The following is a 24,211-nucleotide window of genomic DNA, read 5'->3' on the forward strand; positions in this document are numbered from 1 at the left end:
CATCGTGGTCTTTTCCCTGCCACGGCATGCCGGCTTCCGGCTTAACCCTGCTGCCGCACGGGTCGCGCCGGGCCGCCGAGCCCGTAGAATTTCCGCATGGCCACCCTTGAATCGCTCGCCTTCGACAACGGTTTCGCCCGCCTGCCCGAGACCTACTACTCACGCGTCTGCCCGACACCGGTCCCGGACCCCTACCTCGTCTGCTACAGCCCGGAGGCGCTGGCGCTGCTCGATCTCGACGCCGCCGAGATCAAGCGGCGGGAGACGATCGAAACACTCGCCGGCAACCGCCTGCTGCCGGGCATGGAGGCGCTCGCCGCGCTCTACGCCGGCCACCAGTTCGGCCACTACGTGCCGCAGCTCGGCGACGGCCGCGCGATCCTGCTGGGCGAAGTGAAGAATGCCGCGGGCGAAGGCTGGGAGATGCAGCTCAAGGGCGCCGGCCGCACGCCCTACTCCCGCGGCGGCGACGGCCGCGCCGTGCTGCGCTCGAGCATCCGCGAATTCCTCTGCTCGGAAGCGATGCACGCGCTCGGCATCCCCACCACGCGCGCGCTCGCCATCGTCGGCAGCGACCATCCGGTCTACCGCGAGGACGAGGAAACCGCGGCGCTCGTCACGCGACTGGCGCCGAGCTTCGTGCGCTTCGGGTCCTTTGAAGTTTTTTATTACCGCAACCAGGTCGAGTCGATCAAACACCTGGCCGACTACGTCATCGCGCGCTACTACCCGGAGCTGAAGGATCTTGCCGACCCCTACCCCGAATTCCTGCGCCAGGTGAGCCTGCGCACGGCCGACCTGATGGCGCAGTGGCAGGCGGTCGGCTTCTCGCACGGCGTGATGAACACCGACAACATGTCGATCCTCGGCCTCACGCTCGACTACGGCCCGTTCGGCTTCCTCGACGCCTTCGACCCCGGCTTCGTCTGCAACCATTCCGACACCGGCGGCCGCTACGCCTTCGACCAGCAGCCCGACGTCGCCGCGTGGAACCTGACCAAGCTCGCGCAGGCGCTGGTGCCGCTGATGTCGGTCGAGGCCGCCTCGCAGGCGATCGGCGAGTATCCGCAGGCCTTCGGCCGCGCCTACCTCGAACGCATGGCCGCGAAGTTCGGCCTCGCGCCCGGCGAAGACACCGTGTCCTTGATCATGGACGCGCTGCAGCTGCTGGCGCAGAACCGCGTCGACTACACGATCCTCATGCGCCGGCTGTGCGCGTTCGACAGCACCACGGGAGCCATCAACGCGCCGCTGCGCGACCTGTTCCTCGACCGCACGGCGTTCGACGCCTGGGCCGCCCGCTACGCCGCCGCGCTGCGTCAGCAGGGCTCGGGCGACGCCGAACGCGGCGCGGCCATGCGCCGCCTCAACCCGAAGTACATCCTGCGCAACCATCTGGCGGAGATCGCCATCCGGCAGGCGGCCGATCACCGCGACTACAGCGAAGTCGACCGCCTGCACCGCCTGCTCGCGCGGCCGTTCGACGAGCAGCCGGCGTTCGAATCCTACGCCGCCGAGCCGCCCGACTGGGCGAGGAAGATTGAGGTAAGCTGCTCTTCGTGAACCGTGCCGCTGCCCCGATCGCCTGCATGCTGACCTGCGCGCTGCTCGCCGCGTGCAGCGGCCCGCCGATCGAGCGCCGCGACGGCAGCAGCAGCGCGCGCAGCTTCAGTCTCAAGGAACTCGCCAAGCGCGACATCGACAGCGTCGTCGAGATCCAGCAGCAGGCCCTCGTCGCCACGCTGCGCACGCTCACCCTCAAGCTCTACCGCCGCAATCCCGCCGAATGGCGCAAGTCCGGCTTCGCCAGCGCCGATGCCGCAACCGAGGCGCTCTTCACGCCCCTGCTCGACTGGCCGCAGTCGCGCGACAAGGACCTCGACTGGCGCGCCAGCCTGCGCGACGCCTGGCGCGAGGATTACACCGGCGACCGCGTCCACGCGCTGATGCAGGGCCTGCTCGTCATGCAGATGGCGGCGTTCGGCCATCGCACCGAGTTCTACGCGCTCTCGGAGATCGACGCGCAGAAGCTCTACAACGCCGCCCGCAACACCGAGGCGATCGCCTGGAAGCTCGCCAACGCCAGACGGCCGGGCGGCGAGCCGCTGCTGTTGTCGAACGGCATCGACGCCGGCGGCACGCCCAATCTCAGCTTCGAGCGCGAGTTCGGCAAGCTGATCGGCATCGGGGATGCCCTCGCGCGCGTCGTCGAGGACAAGGACAACCGCGCGATCCGCTTCGGCGTCGTCAACGTCGCCAGCATGATGTTCCTGCCGATCTGACCATAACCGCCGACGCCTACGCCTATTGCGCCGGCCTCACGCGCGACCAGTGGGCGTGGGAATTCCTGCGCCGCAACCCCGACTACCGGCGCGACTACGCAGCCTTCATCACGATCTGGCGCGCGCTCGAAGCCGACTACGGCGCGCCGCCGAATCGCGATTTTTCCAAATGGAAGCTCGACCCACGCGCCTACGGCCCGCTGCCCGGCGACGCCGAACTCGCCGCGCCCGCGGGCGCGCTGTGCACCGTCGACGACGACCGCGTGTTGCTCGAGTGCTGGATGGGCGCGAAATGGGGCTTCTACAAGTTCCCGCTCGACCCGGATCACGTCGCCCCTTCCCCGGACGAACTGTCGTGGCGCCCGCCACCGCAGGTCGACGGCGAGGTCGAAGCCGCCTACCGCGTCGACCTCACGTTCGACCTCTCCCTGCCCCTGCCGCCGCAGCTCGAAGCCGCAAAATTCCGCCTCGTCAGCCGCGCCGCCGAGCTGCGGCGGCAGGGCCTGGCAGCGCCAAAGACCGTGGCAAACCAGCGCGCGCGCTGGATTGCGATGCTGCGGCTGCTCGATGGCAATGCAGCGTCGGATGTCGAGAGTGCAATACTGCTGGATGAAGCGCGGGCACTGGTGGCAGGCGGCTATCGCGAGATGTTGCGGCTGGCGGACCTGGACTCGGGCACGAAATGAAAGGCTGCGCCGATTTCAAACAGAGGCACGCCAGCTTTTTCATGATGTAATACAAAAATCGACGTGAGCGGCATAACTCAAATATCACACCACGTTCCGCTATGGCCTCACCTTCCTTACACGAGATTGCTAGTGCTATTGCTGCAGTAGTGAGCGCAATCGGCGGAGCTTTTGCCGCAGTAGCGGCTTTCCGCTCAGCTGACGCTGCTCGTGATGCTGCGCGTTCGGCAGACGATGCAAACCGCCGCGCAATTCTTAGAGAGGTTTCGGCTGTTGCTGCTTCGATATTGGGAGCAGTACTTGGAGTTAAGTCGCGAGCTGCTGAATTAATCAGCGAATATCAATCTGCGGAAATATTCTCGGGTTCAAGGGAACACTCTGGCCTGCGAGAACTTCAAAAAAACACTCGAGAGCTTCAAGAGAAAGCAGAGTCTTTTGTTGCAGACGCGGGGCTTTTCGCAAATGGCGCAACGCAACTCGCGGCATCACCTGCTGAAGATATTGACCGCGTGCTAGTTCGTTTAAGTGGAAACCTGCAACTAATCCAGACGATCCGTGATGAACTCGATCGGAAACATGCGGCGATTTCTAGTCAGAACTCGCAGCATCGGAAAGTTGCCCTTCAATCGATGGCGCCGCGTAATGCTTAATGCTGAAAGAGGCAGACGCTTCCGCGCTACCAACAAAACAAAACCGGGGCACACAGCCCCGGTTTTCATTTCGCCTCGGAAGCGCAGGGCTTCCTCAAAGCACCTCAGGCGAAATTCGCTTCCGCAAACTTCCAGTTCACCAGGTTGTTGAGGAAGGTCTCGACGAACTTGGGGCGCAGGTTGCGGTAGTCGATGTAGTAGGCGTGCTCCCACACGTCGACGCACAGCAGGGCCTTGTCGCCGGTGGTCAGCGGGGTGCCGGCGGCGCCCATGTTGACGATGTCGACGGAGCCGTCGGCCTTCTTCACGAGCCAGGTCCAGCCGGACCCGAAGTTGCCCACGGCGCTGGTCTGGAAGGCCTTCTTGAATTCGTCGAGCGAGCCCCACTTCTTGTTGATGGCGTCGGCCAGGGCGCCGGAGGGCGCACCGCCGCCGTTGGGGGTCAGGCAGTTCCAGAAGAAGGTGTGGTTCCACACCTGCGCGGCGTTGTTGTAGACGCCGCCGGCCGGCGCGCTCTTGACGATGTCCTCGAGCGATTTGTTCTCGAAGGCGGTGCCCTTGATCAGGTTGTTGAGGTTGGTCACGTAGGCCTGGTGGTGCTTGGCGTAGTGGTATTCGAAGGTCTCCTTGGACATGTGCGGCTGGAGCGCATCCATGGCGAAGGGCAGTGCGGGCAAGGTGTGTTCCATAACTCTCTCCTGATATGAACAAACGATAAATATAGTGCCTGTACCGGATATTGCAGATGTCGCAACGGCAACAGGGTTTCTGTCGCTGCAAAGAAAAAGGGCCGGCATAACCGACCCTGATTCTTTGATTTGTTGGTCGGGGCGAGAAGATTCGAACTTCCGACCCCCTGCACCCCATGCAGGTGCGCTACCAGGCTGCGCTACGCCCCGACGAAGCCCAAGATTCTAACAGAGGAGCCACGCCCGGCGGAAGCCCTTCGGTGCCTGTTCGCGCTATTTTTCGTCTGCGCGCTAACCGAGTATTTTCAGGATCGCGGCGATTTCCGCGCGCAGCTTGCCGACGTCGAGCGCGCTCGCAGGGGTGGCTGCCGGGGCAGCCTCCTCGGAAGCGGGTGCCGATTCGGCGTCGTGCTCGAGGCGCTGGCGCGCGCCGCTGATCGTGAAGCCCTCCTCGTACAGCAATTCGCGGATGCGGCGGATCAGCAGGACTTCATGGTGCTGGTAGTAGCGGCGGTTGCCGCGCCGCTTGACCGGGCGCAGCTGGGTGAATTCCTGCTCCCAGTAGCGCAGCACGTGCGGCTTGACCGCGCAGAGCTCGGAGACCTCACCGATGGTGAAGTAGCGCTTGGCCGGAATCGGCGGCAGTTCACTCCGCGCTGGGCGTTCCAACTTGGGCGCCTTCAACCTGGGACTTGAGCTTCTGGCTCGCGTGGAACGTGACCACGCGGCGCGCGGAGATCGGCATTTCCTCGCCGGTCTTGGGATTTCGGCCCGGGCGTTGGGGCTTTTCGCGGCACTGGAAGTTGCCGAAGCCGGACAGCTTGACGATGTCGCCCTTTTCGAGCGCCAAGCGGATTTCGTCGAAGAACGACTCGACGACGTCCTTCGCCTCGCGCTTGTTCAAACCTACTTTTTCGAACAGCAGTTCGGCCAGATCAGCTTTGGTCAGGGTGCTCATGGTCGTATTGGCAGGAATGGCTTATGGGAACTGCGTCATGCACGCGCCCTATATAGGGTTATTGCTCAGGCACGCAGACTGGCATTGCACTGACGAAGCGCGGCATCGACCAGTTTCTGCACTGCATCTTCCACTTCCTGATCCGTCAATGTGCGTTCAGTATCTTGCATAACTACCCGGATTGCAAGGCTTTTTTGGTTTTCCGGCACGCCCTTTCCGCGGTATTCGTCGAACACGTCGATGGTGCGCACCCAGCTTGCCGCGGCCTCGCGCAGGACGTCGACCAGCTCGCCCGCCGGCGTGTGCGCATCCAGCACGAACGCGAGGTCGCGCCGCACTTGCGGGAAGCGCGACAGCCCGCCATGGCGCGGCAGCGCACGGCGGGTGACGGCCTCGCTGTCGAGCTCGAACAGCACCGGCGCCGCCGGCAGGTCGAATGCCTGCACCAGACGCGGGTGCAGCGTGCCGACCCAGCCGACGGCGCGGCCGCCCGCGCACACCTCGGCGCATTGGCCCGGATGCAGCGCGGGATGAGCGCCGCGACGCACGTCGAGCGCACGGCCGAACAGGCGTTCGAGATCGCCCTTCACGTCGAAGAAATCGACGCGGCGCGCCTTCGTGCCCCACTGCTCCGGCGCGGCGTCGCCGTAGGCCAGGCCGCCGAGCTTCAGCGGCTGCGCGTCGAGCGATGCGTAGACGCGGCCCAGCTCGAAGACGCGCACGCGATCCTGCTGGCGATTCAGGTTGTGGCGCAGCGTCTCGATCAACCCGCCCCACAGCGTGGTGCGCATCGCGGAGAGCTGGCTGGCGATCGGGTTGGCGAGCGGCAGCGGGCATGCCGCGGGGTCGAGCGCGGTCTCCCACGCCGGGTCGACGAAGCTGTAGGTGACGACTTCCTGATAGTCGAGATCGACCAGCGTCTGCCGCAGCGCATCCTCCGCGACCACCTTCTCGTCCTGCGGCAGCATGCGCGACGGCGCCGCCGGCGGCTGCGCGGGGATGTTGTCGTAGCCGAACAGGCGCACCGCCTCCTCGATCAGGTCCTCCTCGATCGCGAGGTCAAAGCGGAAGCTCGGCGGGGTGACGATCAGATTGTCGTCGCGGCGCTCGACTGCCGCGCCCAGCGCCGCCAGGCCCGCCGCCACCTGGCCGGCGTCGAGCTCGACGCCGGCGACGCGCGTGAGGCGCGCCAGGCGCAGGGTGATCGGCTCGCGCTTCGGCAGGTCGGCCACGGCTTCGGTGACGGGTCCGGGCTGGCCGCCGCAGATGTCGACGAGCAACTGCGTCGCGCGCTCCATCGCCTGGCGGGTGGCGCCGAAGTCGACGCCGCGCTCGAAGCGGTGCGAGGAATCGGTCGACAGGCCGAGCCGGCGGGCACGGCCGGCGATCGCCGCCGGCGCGAAGAACGCGGCCTCCAGCATGAGGTCGACGGTGAATTTCTCGACGCTGGTCGGCTGCCCGCCCATGATGCCGGCGAGCGCGACCGGGCCGGTGGCGTCGGCGATCACCAGCATGTCGGGCGCGAGCTCGGCGGTCTGGCCGTTCAGCAATTCGAGCGTCTCGCCGGCGCGCGCCAGGCGCACCTCGATGCCGCCGTCGAGGCGCGACAATGCGAAGGCATGCATCGGCTGGCCGAGTTCGAGCAGCACGTAATTGGTGATGTCGACCGGCGCGAGCAAGGGGCGGATGCCGCTGCGCTCCAGGCGTTCGGCCATCCAGCGCGGCGTCTGCGCCTGCGCGTCGATGCCGCGCACCACGCGGGCGAGATAGCGCGGACAGGCGTCGGGAGCCGCGACCTGCACGGCGACCGTGTCGCCGATCGTCGGCGCGACCTCGGCGATCTGCGGCAGATGCACCGGCGCGCCGGTGATCGCACCGATCTCGCGCGCGAGGCCGGCGAGCGACAGGCAGTCGGCGCGGTTGGGCGTGAGCTTCAACGTGATCAGGGTGTCGTCGAGGCTGAGCCAGCTGCGGAAATCCTCGCCCACGGGTGCGTCGTCCGGCAGCACCATCAAGCCGTCGGCGGCGCCTTCCAGGCCCAGCTCCTTGGTCGAGCACAGCATGCCGAAGGACTCGACGCCGCGCACCTTGGCGACCTTGATCTCGATGCCGGGCAGCTTCGCCCCCGGGCGGGCGCACGGCACCTTGAGGCCGGCCGCGGCATTGGGTGCACCGCACACGATGGTGACCGGCGCGGCCTCGCCGACGTCGACCTGGCAGACACGCAGGCGGTCGGCGTCGGGATGCTTCTCGGCCGAGAGGATCTCGGCCACCACGACGTTGTTGAACGGCGGCGCGGCCGGGGCCAGCGCCTCGACCTCGAGCCCCGCCATGGTCACGGCGTGGGCGAGCTGGGCGGTATCGAGCGCAGGGTTGACCAGGCTGCGCAGCCAGGCTTCGGAGAATTGCATGATCTAGGCGCCCTGATTAATTGAATTGCTTGAGGAAACGCAGGTCGTTCTCGAAGAACAGCCGGAGGTCATCCACGCCGTAGCGCAGCATCGCCAGTCGCTCGACGCCGAGGCCGAAGGCGAAGCCGACGAAGCGCTCGGTGTCGATGTTCACGTGGCGGAACACGTTGGGATGCACCATGCCGCAACCGAGCACTTCCAGCCAGCCGGTATGCGAGCACACCCGGCAGCCCTCGCCGCCGCACATCACGCAGCCGATGTCCATCTCGGCGGACGGTTCGGTGAACGGGAAGAACGAGGGGCGGAAGCGCACCGGCAGGTCGTCGCGCTCGAAGAAGTTGCGCATGAAATCGGCCAGCACGCCCTTGAGGTCGGCGAACGACACGTTCTCGTCGACCCACAGGCCCTCGACCTGGTGGAACATCGGCGTATGCGTCACGTCGGAGTCGCAGCGGTACACCCGGCCCGGCGCGACGATGCGCATCGGCGGCTGGTGGGTCTGCATGTAGCGCACCTGCACCGGCGAGGTGTGGGTGCGCAGCAGCTCGCCGCCCTGCAGGTAGAAGGTGTCGTGCATCGCGCGCGCCGGATGGTCTTCCGGGATGTTGAGCGCGGTGAAGTTGTAGAAGTCGGTTTCGATCTCGGGGCCGGTCGCGACCTCGAAGCCGATCGAATGGAACAGTGCCTGGATGCGCGCGAGCGTCTTCGACACCGGATGCAGGCCGCCGCGCGCGAGCCCGCGGCCAGGCAGCGTCACGTCGAGCGTCTCGGCCGCCAGCTGGCGGTCGAGCTCCGCCTGCTGCAAGGCCTCGCGGCGATCCTTCAGCGCCGCCTCGACGGCCTGCTTGGCCTCGTTGATGCGGGCGCCGGCGGTCTTGCGCTCCTCGGCCGGCATCGCGCCGAGGCTTTTCAGCAGTTCGGTGAGCTGGCCGCTTTTGCCCAGGTAGACCGCCTTGACCTGCTCCAGGGCCGGCAGGTCGGCGCAGCCCGGGATGGCGGCAAGGGCTTCGGCGACGATTTCGTTCGGATTGCGCATAGTTGGATAGCGATCGAATTTATCCGCGGAGGACACGATGGACACGAAGATGAACCGATTGAGCTTCGCGTTTCTTCGCGTCCTTCGCGGACAAACTGGTTTTCAAATTCCACCAACAAAAAAAGGCCTTGCGGCCTTTTCTTGTTGCTCCGGTGCCGCTTATGCAGCGAGCTTGGCCTTGACCTGATCGACGATCTTGGCGAAGGCATCCTTGTCGAAGATCGCGATGTCGGACAGCACCTTGCGGTCCAGCGCGATCTCGGCACGGTTCAGCCCGTTCATGAACACGCTGTAGGTCAGGCCGTGCGAGCGGGCCGCCGCGTTGATACGGGCGATCCACAGGGCACGGAACTGGCGCTTGCGCTGACGGCGGTCGCGGTAGGCATACTGGCCCGCCTTCATCACCGCCTCGTTGGCGATGCGGAAGACGTTCTTGCGGCGGCCGCGATAGCCCTTGGCGGCGTCGAGGATCTTCTTGTGGCTGGCGCGGGCGGTTACGCCCCGTTTGACGCGTGGCATGCTTTCTCTCCTTTATGCGTAGGGCAACATGCGCGCAACCGCTTTGTGGTTGCTGGCATTGACGGTTTCCATGCCGCGCAACTGGCGCTTACGCTTGGTGCTCTTCTTGGTGAGAATGTGGCGCATGAACGCGTGCGAGCGCTTGAAACCGCCGCCGCCCAGCGCGCGGAACCGCTTGGCGGCGCCGCTCTTGCTCTTCATCTTAGGCATGATGCTTCCTTCGTTTATCTCATGCGGCCAGGTGACCCCGCGACGCGGAATGCTTCAACTACCCGACTGCACGTATGGTGGCGTTGTTTGGCCCGGGGGCCGGAGACACGCCTGTCTCGCAAACCTTACTTCTTCTTCGGCGCCAGCATCATCACGAGCTGGCGGCCTTCCATCTTGGGAAACTGCTCGACCACCGCGAGTTCGGCGAGGTCGGCCGACACGCGCTTCAGCTGTTCCATGCCGATTTCCTGGTGGGCCATTTCGCGGCCGCGAAAACGCAGGGTCACCTTGGTCTTGTCGCCGTCCTCGAGGAAGCGGATCAGGTTGCGCAGCTTGATCTGGTAGTCGCCCTCGTCCGTTCCCGGACGGAACTTCACTTCCTTGATCTGGACCTGCTTCTGCTTGAGCTTGGCCTCGTGCTGCTTCTTGCTTTCCTGGTACTTGAACTTGCCGTAGTCCATGATCTTGCACACGGGCGGCTGTGCCGTCGGTGCAATTTCCACCAGGTCCAGGTCTGCGTCTTCCGCCTGGCGCAGCGCATCGTAGAGTTTCACGATGCCGAGCTGCTCGCCTTCGGTACCGACCAAACGCACTTCGGGCGCCGTAATTTCGCCGTTGATGCGTGTCTGCTTCTTTTCTGTCGCGATGAGCCGTTCTCCAAATCCAAAACCCGGCGCGGGGCGCCCGGGCAAAAAGGTCAAACAACAAACAAAGAAGGCGCGGGATTCATCCCGGCGCCTTGTTTGACCGCGCTTACTGGCGCGCCAGCGTTTCCGCTTTCACGCGCGCAATGAAGTCTTCCAAACCGAGCTGCCCCAGGTCCTGGTTGCCGCGGGCGCGCACTGCGGCCGCACCGGCTTCCATTTCCTTGTCGCCGACGACGACCAGATAAGGCAGCTTCTGCAAGCTATGTTCTCGAATTTTATAGGTAATTTTGTTATTGCTCAAGTCCGATGCCGCGCGGATGCCGGCTGCGCGCAGTGCCTGGGTCACCTGCTGCGCATAGGCCTCCTGGCGCTCGCTGATGTTCATCACCATGACCTGCACCGGCGCCAGCCACAGCGGGAAGTTACCGGCGTGGTGCTCGATCAGGATGCCGATGAAGCGCTCCATCGAGCCGAGGATGGCGCGGTGCAGCATGACCGGGATCTTGCGGCTGTTGTCCTCGGCGACGAACTCGGCGCCGAGGCGCACCGGCAGGTTGAAGTCGAGCTGGATCGTGCCGCACTGCCACAGGCGGCCGAGCGTGTCCTTGAGCGTGAACTCGATCTTGGGGCCATAGAATGCGCCTTCGCCCGGCTGCAGGTCGAAGGGCAGATTGTTCTTCTCGAGCGCGGCGGCGAGCGCGGCCTCGGCGCGGTCCCAGCTCTCGTCCGAGCCGACGCGCTTCTCCGGCCGGGTGGAGAGCTTGACCAGCACGTCGTGGAAGCCGAAGTCGGCGTAGACCTTCTGCAGCATCACGATGAAATCCGCCACCTCCTGCTCGACCTGCTCTTCCATGCAGAAGATGTGGGCGTCGTCCTGCGTGAAGCCGCGCACGCGCATGATGCCGTGCAGCGCGCCCGAGGGCTCGTTGCGATGGCAGGAGCCGAATTCGGCCAGGCGCAGCGGCAGCTCGCGGTAGGAATGCAGGCCGCTGTTGAAGATCTGCACGTGGCCCGGGCAGTTCATCGGTTTCACCGCGTAGTCGCGGTTCTCCGACGCCGTCGTGAACATGTTGTCGCGGTAGTTGTCCCAGTGGCCCGACTTCTCCCAAAGCGTGCGGTCCATCACCGCCGGGGTGCGCACTTCCTGGTAGCCGTATTCGACGAACTTCTGCCGCATGTACTGCTCGATCTGCTGCCACACGATCCAGCCCTTGGGATGCCAGAAAACCATGCCCGGCGCCTCGTCCTGCATGTGCAGGAGGTCGAGCTGCTTCGCCAACCGGCGGTGGTCGCGCTTCTCGGCCTCTTCCAGCCGGTGCAGGTAGGCCTCGAGGTCCTCCTTCTTCGCCCACGCGGTGCCATAGATGCGCTGCAGCATCGCGTTCTTCGAATCGCCGCGCCAGTAGGCGCCGGCCAGCTTCATCAGCTTGAACGCGCGCGGCAGCTTGCCGGTGGAGGGAAGATGCGGGCCACGGCAGACGTCGAACCACTCGCCCTGGCGGTAGATCGAGAGCTCCTCGCCCTTGGGAATCACCTCGTCGATGATCTGCACCTTGTAGGTTTCGCCGAGTTCGGCAAACACCCTCATCGCCTCCTCGCGCTCCCACACCTCGCGCTGGATCGGCAGGTCGCGCTTGACGATCTCGTCCATGCGCTTCTCGATCTTCTCCAGGTCTTCCGGGGTGAAGGGCGTAGCGCGCGCGAAGTCGTAGTAGAAGCCGTCCTCGATCGCCGGGCCGATCGTCACCTGGGTGCCCGGATAGAGTTCCTGCACCGCCTGCGCCATCACGTGGGCCGCGTCATGGCGGATCAGGTCGAGCGCCTCGGCATCCTTGGCGGTAACGATGGCGAGCTGCACGTCGCGGTCGATCAGGTGGCTGGTGTCGACCAGCTTGCCGTCGACCTTGCCGGCGAGCGCGGCCTTGGCAAGACCGGCACCGATGCTCGCCGCGACCTGCGCGACCGTGACGGGGCCCTCGAATGGGCGGACCGAACCATCGGGAAGCGTGACGTTGACCATATTCTTTTCAGTCTCCGGAAACGAAAAAAGCGCGGACCGGCCGCGCTTTTCGGGTACTACAGGTTGGAAGATTGCAGATGTCTGCGAACAGCTGTGCGCCGGGTTTTATCCTTTGACAGCCTTGCTAGTTCGCGGTGACATTTCGCAACCCCCAGAGGTCATCCCGACCCAATGAATATTGGTAGGCGCGATTGGACTCGAACCAACGACCCCCACCATGTCAAGGTGGTGCTCTAACCAGCTGAGCTACGCGCCTAAAGAGGTGCGCATTCTATACAGGACGGCCGCCCCCGGCAACTGTTATTTGCGTTTCGCCGGACTGACGCGTTCGCCGCCCGCGATCAGGCCAGCGGCCAGCGCCGGAGCACCTCGTAATGCGCACCTTCGGGGTCGGTGACGGAGCGCACCAGCACGAAGTCCGCGACGGACCAGCGCACCGGCTCGCAGTTCGGCACGTCGCCACCGCGTGAATTGCGCAGCAAGGTCACGTGCGGAACGTGCGGGCGCGGGTCGACGGAAAAATCGCTCGCCCGCAGCGCGGCGTTCAGCGCCTCGACCAGTTCGACATGCTGCGTCGGGGTCTGGCTGGCGCCCAGCCAGCCGATGCGGTTGTGCCGCCAGTAGCCGGCCTGGTCGAGGACCAGCTCGAAGCGCCCGGCGGCGACGGCGTCGCCGCAGGCGAGGAGCGCGTCCAGCTGGCCGGTCGGCGTGCTGCCGAGAAAAGCGAGCGTGATGTGCAGCGTGTCGGCCCGCGTGCGCCGGCCACCCCAGTGCTGGTGCAGCCATTTCCCCGCACGGTTGAGCGCGTCGCGCGTGACCTCGTCCGGCCACAGGGCGAAGAAAAGCCGCAGCGTCTCGCGGCGTTCGGGTGGCGGCGCGCCCGGTTCGGGCTCAGCCACGCTCGATCAGGCACACGGCCTCGGCCGCGATGCCTTCCCCGCGCCCGGTAAAGCCGAGTTTCTCGGTGGTGGTCGCCTTGACGTTGACGCGGTCGAACGCAATGCCGAGATCGTCGGCGATGTGCGCGGTCATGCGGGCGATGTGCGGCGCCATCCTGGGTGCCTGCGCGATGATCGTGGCGTCGACGTTGGCGGCCTGCCAGCCCCGTTCGCGCAGCTGTTCGGCCACGCGCCGCAGCAGGATGCGGCTGTCGATGCCCGCGAACGCCATGTCGGTGTCGGGGAAATGGCGACCGATGTCGCCCAGCCCGGCGGCGCCGAGCAGCGCGTCGCAGATGGCATGCAGCAGCACGTCGGCATCCGAATGACCGGCCAGCCCCCGCTCGTAGGGAATCTCGACGCCCCCGACGATGAGCTTGCGGTTCGCGGCGAACGCGTGCACGTCGAAGCCGTGCCCGACTCGGATGTCAGCCATTCAGGTGCTCCAGGATGAGGCTCGCCAGGCGCAGGTCCTGGGGATAGGTCACTTTGAGGTTGCGGCTGTCGCATTCGACCAGGCGCGGGCGCAGGCCGAGCTGCTCGATCGCGGACGCCTCGTCGGTCATGTCGGCGCCGGCCTGCCGCAGCGCGTCGCGCAGCTGCGCGTGGCGGAACATCTGCGGAGTCTGCGCCTGCCACAGGCCGGCGCGCGGCACCGTCGCCGCCACCCGCGATTCGCTGTCGGCACGCTTGAGCGTGTCGGCGACCGGCACCGCCAGCAGGCCGCCGACCGGATCGTGTGCCGCGCTGTCGATGAGGCGGCCGAGCGCCCCGGCCGGCAGGCAGGGCCGTGCCGCGTCGTGCACCAGCACCCAATCGTCGGCGCCGCACCAGCCGGCGATCGCCTCCAGTCCGTTCAGCACGGTCTCCGCGCGGGTCGCTCCGCCGCAGCGCAGCACCTGCAGCCGTTCTCCCCACGACGACCAGTCGCAGGTCTCCCACCATTCATCGCCCGGCGACAGCACGACGACCAGGCGGTCGACGCGGCTGTCGCGCGCGAGCGCGGCCAGTGCATGCGCGATCACGGGTCGGCCGTTCAGCTCGAGATATTGCTTGGGGCGGGCGCTGCCCATGCGCGATCCGCTGCCGGCGGCCGGGACGAGGGCGTGGAAGCGGCTCATGACTCGCCGCTGGGCGCGAGGACGTCGCGGTTGCCGTTCGACTGCATCGCCGAGACGAGGCCCGCCCGCTCCATGTCCTCGATCATGCGCGCGGCGCGGTTGTAGCCGATGCGCAGCTGGCGCTGCACCGACGAAATCGAGGCGCGGCGCGACTTCAGCACGTAGGCCACCGCCTGGTCATAGAGCGGGTCGGCTTCCGCGCCGGGCTCGCCGAATTCCCCGCCCTCGCCGTCCTCCTCCGGCGACTCGAGCACGCCTTCGACATAGTCGGGCTCGCCCAGCGACTTCAGGTAGTCGACGACGCGATGCACCTCGTTGTCCGACACGAAGGCACCGTGCACGCGCTGCGGCAGGCCGGTGCCGGGCGGCAGGTAGAGCATGTCGCCCTGTCCGAGGAGCGCCTCGGCGCCCATCTGGTCGAGGATCGTGCGCGAGTCGATCTTGGACGACACCTGGAACGCGATGCGCGTCGGAATGTTCGCCTTGATGAGGCCGGTGATGACGTCGACCGACGGCCGCTGCGTGGCGAGGATCAGGTGGATGCCGGCCGCGCGGGCCTTCTGGGCGAGCCGCGCGATCAGCTCCTCGACCTTCTTGCCGACGACCATCATCAGGTCGGCCAGCTCGTCGATCACCACCACGATCGTCGGCAGCGTCTCGAGCGGCTCGGGATTGTCCGGGGTCAGGCTGAACGGATGGGTCAGCGGCGTGCCGGCCTTCTTCGCGTCGCGCACCTTCTGGTTGTAGCCTGCGAGATTGCGCACGCCGACCGCCGACATCAGCTTGTAGCGGCGCTCCATCTCGGCGACGCACCAGTTGAGCGCGCTCGCCGCCTGCTTCATGTCGGTGACGACCGGCGCCAGCAGGTGCGGAATGCCTTCGTAGATGGAAAGCTCGAGCATCTTGGGGTCGACCATGATCATGCGCACGGTCGACGGGTCGGACTTGTACACCAGCGACAGGATCATCGCGTTGACGCCGACCGACTTGCCCGAGCCGGTGGTGCCGGCGACCAGCAGATGCGGCATCTTGCCGAGATCGGCAACCATCGGGTTGCCGGCGATGTCCTTGCCGAGCGTGACGGTGAGCGGGCTCGCGCTGTCGTGGTAGGCCTTGGATCCGAGGATCTCGGACAGCCGCACGATCTGCCGCTTGGGGTTCGGAATCTCCAGCCCCATCGTGTGCTTGCCGGGGATCGCCTCGACCACGCGGATGCTGATCACCGACAGCGTGCGCGCGAGATCCTTCGCCAGGTTGACGATCTGGCTGCCCTTGACCCCGGTCGCGGGCTCGATCTCGTAACGGGTGATCACCGGGCCGGGCGACGCCGACACCACCTTCACTTCCACGCCGAACTCGGCGAGCTTGCGCTCGATCATCAGCGAGGTGAACTCCAGTGCCTCCGGGCTCGCCGTCTCCACCGCCTCGTCGGCGGGATCGAGCAGGTGCAGCGGCGGCAGCGGCGAATCCGGCAGATCGGAGAACAGCGGTGCCTGCTTTTCGGTGACGGCGCGCTCGGATTGCGGCACGGCCTTCACCACCGGCTCGATACGGATCGGCGGCGCCTCGACGCGCTTCTTCTTTTCCACCGTGAGCTTCGCCTCGCGCTTCTGAACGGCCATCTCGCCCAGCTTGCGGTCGCGGCGCGCCTGCCAGGTGTCGATCGCCTTCCACCAGGACCATTCCACGGCGGCACCGGTACGCTCGGCCATGGTCAGCCACGACGTGCCGGTGAACAGGCTGAAGCCGACCGCCATCATCAGCAGCAGCACCAGCGACCCGCCGGTGAAGCCGAGCAGCGTCCCCGCCGCCGCGCCGACCGCGGCGCCAAGCGCGCCGCCGTGCGCGTCCGGCAGCGTCACGGCCCAGTGCCAGGTGCGCAGCCATTCGATGCCGCCGCTCCCCACCAGCAGCAGCGCGAAGCCGCCCAGCCGGACCCAGCGCTGGCGGCCGCTCGCCAGCGGCGCTTCCTCGAGATGCCGGAAGGTGTGGACGACGTAGGCGGCGGCGAGCACCACCCACCACCATGCCGACATGCCGAACAGCAGCAGCAGCAGGTCGGAGAGCCAGGCGCCGAACCGCCCGCCGAAATTGTGCAGTGCCCCGCCGTCGCCCGTCGTGCTGAAGCCCGGGTCCGCCGCGTTGTGGGTCAGCAGGATGGCGGTCAGAAACAGCGCGGCACAGCCGACCAGCAAGGCACGGGCTTCACCCAGCAGGCGCTGCATGCGGGGCGACAAGGGCGTCGAGGAACGGGAAGCGGGTCGCGCCATGGAAATCCGGGGAGCAAAAGTGGTCCGATTATCCCGGATAATCCACGGGGAGGCGAGACAGGGCAGCGAACCGCGTCGGGCGGGGGTTTGCCCGTCGGTTCGGGATGAATACCGGGCCGGCAGCATGGAAATGCGGCCGCCAGGATTGGTTAGAATAGTGGCCCTTTCCCCTCAGCCGACTACAGAGCCATGAGCACCGCACATCACAAACTGATCATCCTCGGTTCCGGCCCCGCCGGATATTCCGCCGCGGTCTACGCCGCGCGCGCCAATCTCTCGCCCGTCGTGATCACCGGCATGCAGCAGGGTGGCCAGCTGATGACCACCACCGATGTCGACAACTGGCCTGGCGACGTCGACGGCGTGCAGGGTCCCGAGCTGATGGATCGCCTGCAGCGCCACGCCGAGCGCTTCAACACCGAGATCATCTTCGACCAGATCCACACCGCCAAGCTGACCGAGAGGCCCTTCACGCTGATCGGCGATTCCGGCACCTATACCTGCGATGCGCTCATCATCGCCACCGGCGCCTCGGCCATGTACCTCGGCCTGCCCTCCGAACAGGCCTTCATGGGCAAGGGCGTGTCGGGCTGCGCCACCTGCGACGGCTTCTTCTACAAGGGCCAGGACGTGGCGGTCATCGGCGGCGGCAATACCGCGGTCGAGGAAGCGCTGTATCTGGCCAACATCGCGAAGCACGTCACCCTGGTGCACCGCCGCGACAGCTTCAAGGCCGAGAAGATCATGGTCGACCACCTGATGGAGAAGGTGAAGGAAGGCAAGATCACGCTCGCGCTCGACAGCACGCTGGACGAAGTGCTGGGCGACAAGACCGGCGTGACCGGCATGCGCATCAAGAGCACCAAGGACGGCACGACCCGCGACATCGCGCTCACCGGCATCTTCATCGCCATCGGCCACAAGCCCAACACCGGCATCTTCGAGGGCCAGCTCGAGCTCGAAGGCGGCTACATCGTCACCCGCTCGGGCCGCGCCGGCAACGCCACCGCGACCAGCATCGAGGGCGTGTTCGCCGCCGGCGACGTGCAGGATCACATCTACAAGCAGGCCGTCACCAGCGCCGGCACGGGGTGCATGGCCGCGCTCGACGCCGAGCGCTACCTCGACGCGCTGGGCAAGACCAAGTGATCTGAGCCATGAAGCGCAGCCGCAGCGCGCTCGCGCCTGCCTCGTTCGAGGCGCTGGCGCGCGTGCGCCGCACGCTGCGCGAGGCGGCCGCGCAGCCCGCCGCATCGCACGCGCCGCCACACAAACCGCACCCGCCTGTCGACGGTCCGCTGCTGTTCCGCCGCGCCGTCGCCGACGCGATTCCCCTGCCGCCGTCCGGCCGCGCCGAGCTTGCACGCCCGCGCCCCCAACCCGTCGCGCGGCAGCGGCGCGCCGACGAGCGGCAGGTGCTGGTCGACGTGCTCGCCGACCCGTGGGACTGGGAGGCCGCCGTCTCCACCGGCGAGGAGCTCTTCTTCGCCCGTCCCGGCGTGCCCACTGCAGCCGTCCGCAAGCTCCGGCGCGGCGGCTGGGTCATCCGCGGCGAACTCGACCTGCACGGCCACACGGGGGAAGAGGCGCGCATCGCGCTGGCGACCTTTCTCAACCGCTGCATGATCGAGGACCGCCGCTGCGTGCGCATCATCCACGGCAAGGGACTCGGCTCGAAGAACCGCCTTCCGGTGCTGAAAAACAAGGTGCGCCACTGGCTGATGCAGCGCGAGGACGTGCTCGCCTTCTGCCAGGCGCGCGCCGTCGACGGCGGCAGCGGTGCCGTCATCGTGCTGCTGAAATCCTCAACCCGTTAACAAGAAAAGAAAGGCCCGCCATGAGCGAACCCGTCATCACCGATTTCGAACTGCCGTCGACCGGCAACACCACCTTCAAGCTTTCCGCCCAGCGCGGCAAGAACGTCGTCGTGTATTTCTATCCCAAGGACAACACCTCCGGCTGCACGCTCGAAGGCCAGGAATTCCGCGACCTTTACCCCGACTTCGGCAAGGCGAACACGATCGTCGTCGGCGTCTCGCGCGACAGCCTGAAGTCACACGAAGGCTTCAAGGCTGCCCACGGCTTTCCCTTCGAACTGCTCGCCGACACCGACGAGACGGCTTGCGAACTGTTCAAGGTGATGAAGCTGAAGAACATGTACGGCAAGCAGGTGCGCGGCATCGAGCGCAGCACCTTCGTGTTCGACAAGGACGGGAAGCTGGTGAAAAGCTGGCGCGGCCTGAAGGCGCCGGGACATGCGGCCGAGGTGCTGGCGTTCGTGCAGACGCTTTGAGCGTTGGCTTAACCACCGTTCGCCCTGAGCCTGTCGAAGGGCCTGCCCCCGCACCGTTCGCGCTGAGCCTGTCGAAGCGCCTGCCCCCGCACCGTTCGCGCTGAGCTTGTCGAAGCGCTGTCAACAGTAGTGAAGGATTTCGCGGGACTGCTGACCGTTGGCCGGGCTGCCCCCGGCCAACGGTCAGTGGTTCTGAGAAGAATCCGACTATGCCAACGGCGCTTCGACAAGCTCAGCGCGAACGGTGCTCAAGCAAACCGCCGTGCGCCCTATTTCCCCCCAGCGGGCGCAGCCACCCGCCCCTTCCGCTCCGCCGCAAAGAACCGCTCCACCACCTCCAGCTTCCTCGTCCGCGTCATCGCCGGCAGCGCATTCAGCAACAAGCGCCCATACGGCTTGTCCGCCAGCCGGGTGTCGCAGATCATCAAGACGCCGCGGTCGGTCTCGGTGCGGATCAGCCGCCCGGCGCCCTGTTTGAGCGTGATCGCGGCATGCGGCAGCTGGTAGTCCATGAAGGGCTTGCCGCCGCTCTTCTCCAGATGCGCGATGCGCGCGGCGACGACGGGGTCATCCGGCGGCTGGAACGGCAGCTTGTCGATGATGACCACCGACAGCGCATCGCCGGGCACGTCGACGCCTTCCCAGAAGCTCTGGCTGCCGAGCAGCACGGCGTTGCCGGCCTGCTGGAAGCGGGCGAGCAGCTCGTTCTTCGGCGCCTCGCCCTGCACCAGAAGCGGGTAGTCCCAGCCGCGGAACTTGAACGCGGCTTCGAGCAGGTCGCGGGCCTTGTCGAGCGCACGCAGGCTGGTGAAGAGGATGAAGGCGCGGCCCCGGCTGATTTCCAGCACCGGCAGCGCGGCATTCACGACCGCCTCGGTGAATTCGGGCGTGTTGGGCGCGGGCAGCCCCTGCGGCACGTAGAGCACGCCCTGGCGCGGGTAGTCGAAGGGGCTGTCGACGCAGAGCGTGGCGGCCTCCTCGATGCCGAGCCGCGTCTTCAGGTGGGTGAAGTCGCCGCCTACCGCAAGCGTGGCCGAGGTCAGGACCCACGCCTGCGCGCGCTCGGTGAGCTTGGCGCCGAACATCGCGCCGACCGACAGCGGCGTGGCGTGCAGCAGCAGCGAGCTTGGCGTCGTTTCGAGCCAGCGCACGCGCGGATGGTCGGGTTCGTCGTCGCGCTGCCAGCTGGCCAGTGTCGCCTGCACGTTCTGGGCGCGCTCGAAGCAGTTCTTCAGGTCGGCGTCGCGCTCGGCCTGCGTCTCCAGCAGCTTCGCCAGGTCGTCGAGCGCCGCGCGCATGTGCTTCAGGGCATCCGGCCATTTTTCGTAGCGCGCCAGGTCCGCCGCGGTCGCCTTGAGCGGATTCTGCGGGAACACCAGGCGCAGGTCGCGCGCGGCTCTGGCCAGGTCCTCGGCGGCGCGGCGCAAGGCCGGGAAGTCGCCCGCCTTCACCGCCGCGACGCGCTTGCTGTCACCGGCCAGATCGAGCAACTGTCCGACCGACACCGTCTCGCCGAAAAACTGCGCCGCAGTCTCGGCAAGCTGGTGCGCCTCGTCGAGGACCACGGTGTTGCACGCGGGCAGCAACTCGGCGACCCCTTCGTCCTTCAGCCACAGGTCGGCGAAGAACAGGTGATGGTTGACCACGACGACCTCGGCGTCGAGCGCGTTCTTGCGCGCCTGCATCACGAAGCAGTCCTTGAAGTGGCTGCACTCGCTGCCGAGACAGGTGTCGCGGCTCGATACCGCGTAATGCCAGGCGTTGGCGTCCTCGGGAATCCCCTCGGCTTCGGCACGATCGCCGCTCGAGCTGGTCTCGGCGAAGCGCGCGATCTTCTGCAGCCAGGCCGCGTCGTCGCGCTGGGTGAAGCGGCCGTCGGCGAGGTTGCGCTGCAGGTGATGGTGACAGACGTAATTGGCGCGCCCCTTCAGCAGCGCGACCTTGACCGGCGACTTCAGGGCGCGGCGCGCCGCCGGCAGGTCGCGGTGGAAGAGCTGGTCCTGCAGCGCCTTGGTTCCGGTCGAGATGACGACCTTGCCGCCCGAGAGCAGCGCCGGAATCAGGTAGGCCAGGGTCTTGCCGGTGCCGGTGCCCGCCTCGGCGAGCAGCACCTGCCTGTCCGCGACCGCCCGTTCGACCGCCTCGGCCATGGCCAGCTGCTGCGGCCGCGCGCGCCAGCCCGGCAAGGCCGCGGCGCACGGCCCCTCAGGCGAGAAGAGGTGTTTCAGGTCGACCATGTCCAGGCTGCATCCGGGCGGCAGTGTAACATCCGGGCTGGCGCGGCGCCGTCGTTCCGGCTTCAGTTTCGCCCCGATGCTGCCGTTAGGAAATTGGACCTTGCCCCCCTGCTTTCGTCATGCGCCTCCTCCTGCTCACCCTGCTGCTGTCGGTATTGCCGGTCACCACCCACGCAGCCATCGTCCGGCAGGACATGCGGCCGGGGATTCCCGCGACGGCCGAATACCTGATCGGCGAGCGCAGCAAGCCCGCCGTGCTGCTGCTGCACGGTTTCCTGCAGACCCGCGAGTTCGCCACCGTCGCCACGCTGTCACGAAGCCTCCAGGATGCGGGCTACACCGTCCTGCTGCCGACGCTCAGCCTCAACATTCCGAACCGCTCGCAAAGCCTCGCGTGCGAGGCGGTGCACAAGCACAGCCTGGACGATGACCTGGCGGAGATCGACCGCTGGGTGAGCTGGCTGAAGATGCACGGCCAGCGCAACATCGTGCTGGTCGGGCACAGTTTCGGCAGCCTGCAGCTGCTGATGTACCTGAATAGCCACCCGGACCCTGCCATCAAGGGCTATATCGGCGCATCGCTGATCGAGGCCCAGGTGCCTGTCCCCCGCGCGGACCTGATTTCCGGGCTCGAGGCCGCGATCGCCGCCGGACAGCACCGACTCGTGACCGGTTCGCTCTCCTTCTGCCGGCACTATGCCTCCACGCCGGAGGGGCTGCTGTCCTACGTACGCATCGACCAGCCGCGGCTGCTGGCTGCCCTGAAGCAGGCGCCGGTCCGCACCCTGCTCATCATGGGCGACGGCGACACCATCATCGGGCGCGGCTGGCTGAAAGCCCTGCAGCACATCCGGACGCCGATGGTCATCGTCCGCGGCGCAAGCCATTTCATGGACGGCGAGCACGAGTTCGACCTGCAGGACAACGTGCTCGCATTTCTCGCCACGCTGTCGCAGGCACCCGCCCGATGAAGTGGCCCGGCACCCTCTCCATCAAGCAGATCGCGCTCGGCTTCATCACCGGCCTGATGGTGCTGGTGAGCCTGATCGGAGGTTTCGCCGCCTACCAGACGCGCGCGGTCACCCGCAGCCTGGAATTGCACGACGAGAACGCGGCCTACGCCGAACTCAAGGCCGCGGCCCAGCGCCTGCTGAGCCAGGCCGAGAAGCAGGCCGCCAGCCTGGCCGACTGGGACGAGACCCGGCAGCAGCTGGTCCTGCCCGAGTACTACAGCTACTGGCGCGACCAGCGGGTCTACGAAAGCGGCATGCTGTCGGGACGTTACGTCCGGGCCGCGCTGTATACGACTGCCGGCCTGCCGCTGGGCCCGGCTCCGGCCAACGTCCACCTGCCGGCGCGACTGCCGTTCCGGCTGCCGCTGAAGGCGCCCACAAGCTGGCTGGCCGGAGAATCCGGCGGGCCGGTGCTGTATCGCGTCTTCCCCATCTTCATCGAGGCACGGCAGCCGACGCCGCTCGGCTACGGGCTGATCCGGCTGGAGTTCATGCCCGCGCTGCGGCACCAGACCTTTCAGTTCACCGATGTCGCCAGCGTCGCCCTGACGCTCAAGCCCGGCGAAACCTTGCGTGCGGACGCGCTGCCGGCAAGGCTGACGTTCCGCGCGCTTCCGGATCCCGACCGCCTGCGCTTCCAGACCATCCTGTCCCGCACGCTGCTGGCCTTCCTCGTGCTGCTGCTGGCGACGGCGCTGATCGGCTTCGTCGCCTACAGCCGCCTGCTCGTGCGTCCGCTGCGACGGCTTTCCGCGGATATCGATGCCATGCAGCAGGGGCGCTTCAGCCCGGATCACATACGCGCGCAAGGCATGCGCATCAGCGAGCTCGAGAACGTCCGTCGCTCGCTGTACGACTACCAGCTGCAGCTGCGCGCGCTGCACGGTTCGCTGGAAAGCCAGAATCGCGAGTTCCATTCCCAGGCGCGCCGGGACGCACTCACCGGCTGCCACAATCGGCGCGCCTACGAGGAGGACTGGGAAAGCTTCCGCGAGGAGGTCCGGAAGACGCCGCAGGATGTTGCCTACCTGCTGTTCGATTGCGACCGCTTCAAGGCAATCAACGACACCTACGGCCACGCCAAGGGCGACCGCGTGCTGACCATCATCGCCAGCGCGCTGGTGATGGCGCTGCGCGCCAACGACCGGCTGTACCGCCTGGGCGGCGACGAATTCGCCACCTTCCTGTCGCGCGCCACGCCCGCGCAGGCCAAGCAGATCGCGCAGCGCTGCCAGAACCTTCTCGACGCCGCCGCCTTCAGCGATCTCGGGATCAACGAGCCGGTCGGCATCAGCATCGGCATCGCGTTCTGCGGGGCGGACGCGCTGAATCAGGTCGACGAGCTGCCCAAGCAGGCCGACATCGCCATGTATACGGCCAAGCAACCGGGCCGCAACCGCATCGCGGTCTACGGCGAGGATACCGAGCGCGCCTCGCAAACGCTGGTCGCCAGCCGCGAGACCAGCGCGCTGTTCCAGGCGCTGGCCGCCCCGGGCATGATCGAGATGCACTATCAGTCCGTCCACGCCCTGCCCGGCCGCCAGGTCGCCTATTACGAAGCCCTGGCGCGGATCCGCTACCACGGCGACCTGATCATGCCGTCGGCCTTCCTGCCGGTCGTCAACAGCCGGCGGCTCGAGGCCGAGTTCGATCGCGCCGTGCTGCGGCAGGTCGACGCCGACCTTGCCTCGCAGCAGCTGGCGCCGGGCGTCGGCCTGTCGATCAATCTGTCGGCGCAGAGCATTTCGCATCCGGAAGTCGTCTCGCAACTGCTGGAGCTGTCGCGGCACAACGCCCGCCACCCCCTGATGCTCGAAATCACCGAGACCTCGCTCATCACGCAGATGGTCGAGGTAAGCACCTATCTCGACCTGCTGCGCACGGTGCGCTACCGCATCGCAATGGACGATTTCGGAACCGGCTACTCCCCGCTGCGCTACCTGGTCGACCTCCCCGTCGACGTGGTCAAGTTCGACATATCGCTGGTGAACAAGCTGGCCCAGGACAACCGCGCCGGCCGCGTGGTGGCCGATTTCGCGCGCATGATGATCGACGCCGGCTACTCGCTGGTGGCCGAAGGCGTCGAGAGCGATGCCATTCTGGAAAAGGTCGAAGCGCTCGGCATCGCGCATGTGCAGGGCTACCTGCTCAGCCGGCCGCTCCCGCTGGCGGAAGCCGCCGCCCGCCTCGCCGGCCAGGACACCGGCGCACCCTGCACCGCGTGAGCGGGC

General features: G+C 66.8%; 23 protein-coding genes, 2 tRNA genes and 1 pseudogene. 10 read left to right on the forward strand and 16 right to left on the reverse strand.

The window, feature by feature from the left end; genetic code table 11:
• The first annotated feature begins 96 nt into the window (after positions 1–96).
• The 5 genes and pseudogenes from VA613_RS08175 to VA613_RS08195 all read left to right on the forward strand — a co-directional run bounded on the left by VA613_RS08175 (position 97) and on the right by VA613_RS08195 (position 3,618).
• Positions 97–1,563 carry a protein adenylyltransferase SelO gene (locus tag VA613_RS08175; protein ID WP_324778613.1) on the forward strand — a complete coding sequence of 489 codons (1,467 nt, stop codon included), beginning with the start codon at positions 97–99 and terminating at the stop codon, positions 1,561–1,563.
• Positions 1,560–2,282 (forward strand): hypothetical protein, encoded by a 723-nt coding sequence (locus tag VA613_RS08180; RefSeq protein ID WP_324778614.1) that lies wholly within the window; start codon positions 1,560–1,562, stop codon positions 2,280–2,282. The genes VA613_RS08175 and VA613_RS08180 overlap by 4 nt, the downstream gene beginning before the upstream one ends.
• Before the next feature lie 2 nt (positions 2,283–2,284).
• Positions 2,285–2,383, forward strand: a pseudogene (locus tag VA613_RS08185) (transcriptional regulator domain-containing protein); the annotation flags it as partial.
• Positions 2,384–2,563: 180 nt separating this feature from the next.
• A complete protein-coding gene (locus VA613_RS08190) occupies positions 2,564–2,968 on the forward strand; it encodes a hypothetical protein (RefSeq protein WP_324781265.1) in 405 nt (134 codons plus the stop codon).
• A gap of 101 nt (positions 2,969–3,069) precedes the next feature.
• Positions 3,070–3,618 carry a hypothetical protein gene (locus VA613_RS08195; protein WP_324778615.1) on the forward strand — a complete coding sequence of 183 codons (549 nt, stop codon included), beginning with the start codon at positions 3,070–3,072 and terminating at the stop codon, positions 3,616–3,618.
• Between the two features lie 104 nt (positions 3,619–3,722).
• Here the strand turns inward: VA613_RS08195 and VA613_RS08200 are convergent, their stop codons facing one another.
• From VA613_RS08200 to VA613_RS08270, 15 genes are all read right to left on the reverse strand, one after another.
• Positions 3,723–4,307 (reverse strand): superoxide dismutase, encoded by a 585-nt coding sequence (locus VA613_RS08200; protein ID WP_324778616.1) that lies wholly within the window; start codon positions 4,305–4,307, stop codon positions 3,723–3,725.
• A gap of 133 nt (positions 4,308–4,440) precedes the next feature.
• Positions 4,441–4,517 (reverse strand) — tRNA-Pro (locus VA613_RS08205).
• Positions 4,518–4,598: 81 nt separating this feature from the next.
• The gene (locus VA613_RS08210) at positions 4,599–4,976 is read right to left on the reverse strand and encodes a MerR family transcriptional regulator (protein ID WP_324778617.1); all 378 of its coding nucleotides are present in this window, start codon (positions 4,974–4,976) and stop codon (positions 4,599–4,601) included.
• Positions 4,954–5,265, reverse strand: a complete 312-nt coding sequence (locus tag VA613_RS08215; protein WP_324778618.1) for an integration host factor subunit alpha — start codon at positions 5,263–5,265, stop codon at positions 4,954–4,956. Before VA613_RS08215 ends, VA613_RS08210 begins: the two co-directional genes overlap by 23 nt.
• Before the next feature lie 65 nt (positions 5,266–5,330).
• Positions 5,331–7,676 (reverse strand): phenylalanine--tRNA ligase subunit beta, encoded by a 2,346-nt coding sequence (gene pheT / locus VA613_RS08220; RefSeq protein WP_324778619.1) that lies wholly within the window; start codon positions 7,674–7,676, stop codon positions 5,331–5,333.
• A 16-nt stretch (positions 7,677–7,692) separates the two neighbouring features.
• Positions 7,693–8,712, reverse strand: coding sequence for a phenylalanine--tRNA ligase subunit alpha (gene pheS, locus VA613_RS08225; RefSeq protein ID WP_324778620.1), 1,020 nt, complete (start codon positions 8,710–8,712; stop codon positions 7,693–7,695).
• 159 nt (positions 8,713–8,871) lie between these two features.
• Positions 8,872–9,231 (reverse strand): 50S ribosomal protein L20, encoded by a 360-nt coding sequence (gene rplT / locus VA613_RS08230; RefSeq protein ID WP_324778621.1) that lies wholly within the window; start codon positions 9,229–9,231, stop codon positions 8,872–8,874.
• A gap of 12 nt (positions 9,232–9,243) precedes the next feature.
• Complete coding sequence (rpmI, locus tag VA613_RS08235) at positions 9,244–9,441, reverse strand: 50S ribosomal protein L35 (protein WP_011311521.1); 198 nt, start codon at positions 9,439–9,441, stop codon at positions 9,244–9,246.
• Between the two features lie 125 nt (positions 9,442–9,566).
• Positions 9,567–10,142 carry a translation initiation factor IF-3 gene (gene infC / locus VA613_RS08240; RefSeq protein WP_456129301.1) on the reverse strand — a complete coding sequence of 192 codons (576 nt, stop codon included), beginning with the start codon at positions 10,140–10,142 and terminating at the stop codon, positions 9,567–9,569.
• A gap of 52 nt (positions 10,143–10,194) precedes the next feature.
• A complete protein-coding gene (gene thrS, locus VA613_RS08245) occupies positions 10,195–12,108 on the reverse strand; it encodes a threonine--tRNA ligase (RefSeq protein WP_324778622.1) in 1,914 nt (637 codons plus the stop codon).
• A gap of 179 nt (positions 12,109–12,287) precedes the next feature.
• Positions 12,288–12,364 (reverse strand) — tRNA-Val (locus VA613_RS08250).
• An 85-nt stretch (positions 12,365–12,449) separates the two neighbouring features.
• Positions 12,450–13,007, reverse strand: coding sequence for an RNA 2',3'-cyclic phosphodiesterase (thpR, locus tag VA613_RS08255; protein ID WP_324778623.1), 558 nt, complete (start codon positions 13,005–13,007; stop codon positions 12,450–12,452).
• Entirely contained in the window at positions 13,000–13,482 is a 483-nt protein-coding gene (ispF, locus tag VA613_RS08260; protein WP_324778624.1) for a 2-C-methyl-D-erythritol 2,4-cyclodiphosphate synthase, read from the reverse strand. The genes thpR and ispF overlap by 8 nt, the downstream gene beginning before the upstream one ends.
• Complete coding sequence (ispD, locus tag VA613_RS08265) at positions 13,475–14,167, reverse strand: 2-C-methyl-D-erythritol 4-phosphate cytidylyltransferase (RefSeq protein WP_324778625.1); 693 nt, start codon at positions 14,165–14,167, stop codon at positions 13,475–13,477. Before ispD ends, ispF begins: the two co-directional genes overlap by 8 nt.
• Positions 14,164–16,437, reverse strand: coding sequence for a DNA translocase FtsK (locus tag VA613_RS08270; protein WP_324778626.1), 2,274 nt, complete (start codon positions 16,435–16,437; stop codon positions 14,164–14,166). The genes ispD and VA613_RS08270 overlap by 4 nt, the downstream gene beginning before the upstream one ends.
• Before the next feature lie 189 nt (positions 16,438–16,626).
• Here VA613_RS08270 and trxB point away from each other — a divergent pair, with 189 nt between their 5' ends.
• Genes trxB through VA613_RS08285 form a run of 3 tightly spaced genes read left to right on the forward strand, consistent with a single transcriptional unit; the run spans position 16,627 to position 18,730 of the window.
• Positions 16,627–17,586, forward strand: a complete 960-nt coding sequence (trxB, locus tag VA613_RS08275; protein WP_324778627.1) for a thioredoxin-disulfide reductase — start codon at positions 16,627–16,629, stop codon at positions 17,584–17,586.
• Positions 17,587–17,594: 8 nt separating this feature from the next.
• Complete coding sequence (locus VA613_RS08280) at positions 17,595–18,254, forward strand: Smr/MutS family protein (RefSeq protein ID WP_324778628.1); 660 nt, start codon at positions 17,595–17,597, stop codon at positions 18,252–18,254.
• A gap of 20 nt (positions 18,255–18,274) precedes the next feature.
• Entirely contained in the window at positions 18,275–18,730 is a 456-nt protein-coding gene (locus VA613_RS08285) for a peroxiredoxin (RefSeq protein WP_324778629.1), read from the forward strand.
• A 269-nt stretch (positions 18,731–18,999) separates the two neighbouring features.
• Here the strand turns inward: VA613_RS08285 and VA613_RS08290 are convergent, their stop codons facing one another.
• Positions 19,000–20,967 carry an ATP-dependent DNA helicase gene (locus VA613_RS08290; RefSeq protein WP_324778630.1) on the reverse strand — a complete coding sequence of 656 codons (1,968 nt, stop codon included), beginning with the start codon at positions 20,965–20,967 and terminating at the stop codon, positions 19,000–19,002.
• A gap of 119 nt (positions 20,968–21,086) precedes the next feature.
• Here VA613_RS08290 and VA613_RS08295 point away from each other — a divergent pair, with 119 nt between their 5' ends.
• Together VA613_RS08295 and VA613_RS08300 are read left to right on the forward strand one after the other, a co-directional pair.
• Entirely contained in the window at positions 21,087–21,938 is an 852-nt protein-coding gene (locus VA613_RS08295; protein ID WP_324778631.1) for an alpha/beta hydrolase, read from the forward strand.
• Positions 21,935–24,205 carry a putative bifunctional diguanylate cyclase/phosphodiesterase gene (locus VA613_RS08300; RefSeq protein WP_324778632.1) on the forward strand — a complete coding sequence of 757 codons (2,271 nt, stop codon included), beginning with the start codon at positions 21,935–21,937 and terminating at the stop codon, positions 24,203–24,205. Before VA613_RS08295 ends, VA613_RS08300 begins: the two co-directional genes overlap by 4 nt.
• Positions 24,206–24,211 lie beyond the last annotated feature (6 nt).

It is taken from the genome of Thiobacillus sp. SCUT-2 (genome assembly GCF_035621355.1).
Classification (GTDB): Bacteria; Pseudomonadota; Gammaproteobacteria; order Burkholderiales; family Thiobacillaceae; genus Thiobacillus; species Thiobacillus sedimenti.